Consider the following 2671-nt stretch of genomic DNA (forward strand, 5'->3'; position numbering starts at 1 on the left):
CGTCTTCGCCGATGCTGCGGTTGGTGGCGCCGACGGTGATCTGGCCGGAGAGCATGCCGCGCGCGAAGGCGCCGCTGAACTGGGCGTCGAAGGCGCCGTCGTCGTAGGTGACGGTGAGCTGGGAGTCGAAGCCGGGGATCGCGGGTTCGGCGGTGCCGGTGGCGGAGACTTTCCAGTCGCCTTCGGTCTGCGCGCATTCGACGTGGATCGAGCCGGAGCGGATCGCGGGGTTGGCGGTGAGGGCGACGTCGCCGGCGATGTTGAGGCCGTTTTCGCCCTGCGTGATGGCGATCGACGCCGCGCTGACGCCGGGCACCGAGAGTTCGGCGCTGCCGTTGAAGGCCCAGTTGCCTTCATTGACGCTGACCGTGGCGGTGGCGCTCTTGATGCCCTTGATCTTGTCCGGGGTGTCGATGCCGATCGTGCCTTCGGCGCCGAACTGGCCGTTGCGCCACCACGCGCTGACGCGGGCGCGGTCGAAGAGCGAGCGTTCGAAGGTGAAGCCGCCTTCGAAGGCGACGCCGCCGGTGGTGGACACCGAGGCCGCGAGTTCGCCGCTGCCGACCCCTTCGATCGAGTAGATGACCTGGCCGCCCAGGCCCAGGCCGCGCGCGGTGGAGTAGAAGACGCTGACGTAGGCGTCGTCGATGGTCGTGCGCGGGATCGGCAGGCTGATCTGGTCGGGGCCATAGTCGAGCGAGAAGGTGATGTCCTTGCCGCGCAGGCGCACGGTGATCGGCGCGTTGAGCAGCGGGATCGAGGGTGTCAGCTCGCCGTCGGCCGAAAGCTCGCCGTCTTCAGTCGTGATGGTGGTGAAGCTGACCGGGCTGAGCTTGGCGTATTCGAGGTTGAGCGCGGGCAGCGCCGAGGGGTAGCCGCGGTATTCGCCGTCGCCGGTGAGCGAAACCGTGACCGCCGGGGTTTCCGGTTGCCAGTCGGCGGGGAGATCCCATTCGGCCGCGAGCGACCCCACCGGGCCTTCGGGGTTGCCGGTGTTGTCGGTGAGGTTGAGCGCGGTGATGCGCAGGCCGGCGAGCGCGCGTGCCTGCGTCGTGCTGATCGCCGGCGCGGCGCCGGGGCTGTGGCGGAAACGGCCGACGGTGATGCCGCCGGGGCCGGAGCTGAGGATAAATTCCCCGGCGGTGCCTGCGGTGTCGCCGTCCTCGGCCGCGTTGGGCGGGCTCGCGGTGCTGAGCGGTTCGGCTTCCTCGATCTCGGTCTTGGTCCACCATGCGGAGGCGCCCGCGGCGGAGCCCCCGCCGGTTGCGGCGACGCTGGTGAACACGACGTCGTGCTGGCGCAGGAAGCTGCCGCGGTCGGGCTTGGGGTCGAAGGTGTCGAGGAAGGCGTCGACCTTGCGATAGATGCCGGCGCGGATCGTGCCGCCGGAGCTGCTGTTCGACGGCTGGTCGAGCAGTTCCATGTTCTCCGGGCTGTTGCCGACGCCCGAGCCCATCTGGCCCGAGACCTGCAGCTCGACGATGTGGTCGACCTGGAACTGCGCGACCTTCCGGCCGCTGCGGTCCCAGCCGGGGATGCGCAGCATCGTCTGCAGTTCCGACAGGCGCTTCGACGTGAGCCGTGCGCCGCGGTGCGGCTTGAGGCGGATGCGGCCGTTTGCGTCGGCGGGCACCGGGATGTTGCGTTCGCCGAGGCGCGCGCGCACGGAGTCGGCCTTGACCTGCGCCTGGCTGTTCCACACCGAGCGCTGGTCGGCGCCCTCGCGGCCGTAGCCGCGCACGCGCTTGAGGTTGCCGGCACCGGCCAGCCCGCTGTAGAGCGGCAGGTGGCGCGACTTCACCGCCGGGATCTCGAGGCGTTCGAGCGCGGCGAGCGCGGCGGCGGTGCGGTCGGTCTCGTGGTAGCGGGCGTTCAGCGCCGGATCGATCGCACGTGCCAGCACGGCGGAGGCCTGTCCGTCCTGCTGCACGACGTGGGCGAGTTCGTGCGCGAGGAGGTGGCGGCCTTCCTCGGTGTCGGGGGCGAAGGCGTCGGGCGCGACGTAGATGTCGCGTCCGGAGGTGAAGGCGCGTGCGCCGAGCGCGGCGGCGAGGCGGGCGGCTTCGGCGTCGGTGTGGATGCGCACATCGGCGAAGTCGCGGCCGAGGTGGCCTTCGAGGGGGGCGCGGGCGTCGGGCGGCAGCGGTTCGCCGCGCCCGCGGCGCTCGGCGACGCGGCCGGCGGCGTAGGCGGGGAGGGTGGCGGCGGCCGATGCGGACGCGGGTGTCGCGCTTGTCGTGGGCGTCGCTGCGGTGGGTGATGAGGCAGATGAGGACGCCGATGAGGACGCCGATGAGGACGCCGATGAGGAGCCGGATGATGTCGTGGCGGTGTCGCTGTCGTCGGAGGTCGCCGGGCTCGGCGCAGGGGGGACGGTCGCGGTCGGTGTCGGGTCGGGCGTGGCGGGCGGCGCGACGGCATTGGCGCGCTGCTCGGCTTCGCGCTCGATGCTCTCGCCGGGTTGGCTGACGCGTGCGGGAGGCGTCGCGTAGGCGGGGAGCGTCGGCGGCGGGGCGGGAGTGGAGGCCAATGAGGCGGCCGGGGACGTGCCTTCGGTGCGCGTGTTTGCGCTGCGCGAGGCCGCGCGCGGGCTCTCGGGCGCTGGCCGTTCGCTTGGCCGGCGGGCGAATTTAGGCGACGGCGCTTCCATTGCCGTCCGCGGGCACGGGGC

Annotated in this window: 1 protein-coding gene; it reads right to left on the minus strand. The window is 72.1% G+C overall.

Going from position 1 to position 2671, the window contains the following annotated elements:
* Positions 1-2650, minus strand: a 2650-nt coding sequence (locus tag GPA27_RS28135) for an eCIS core domain-containing protein (protein WP_169143707.1), incomplete at its 3' end; no start/stop codon positions are given.
* Positions 2651-2671: the final 21 nt, after the last annotated feature.

Source organism: Aromatoleum toluolicum (assembly GCF_012911005.2).
In the GTDB taxonomy this organism is placed as follows: domain Bacteria; phylum Pseudomonadota; class Gammaproteobacteria; order Burkholderiales; family Rhodocyclaceae; genus Aromatoleum; species Aromatoleum toluolicum.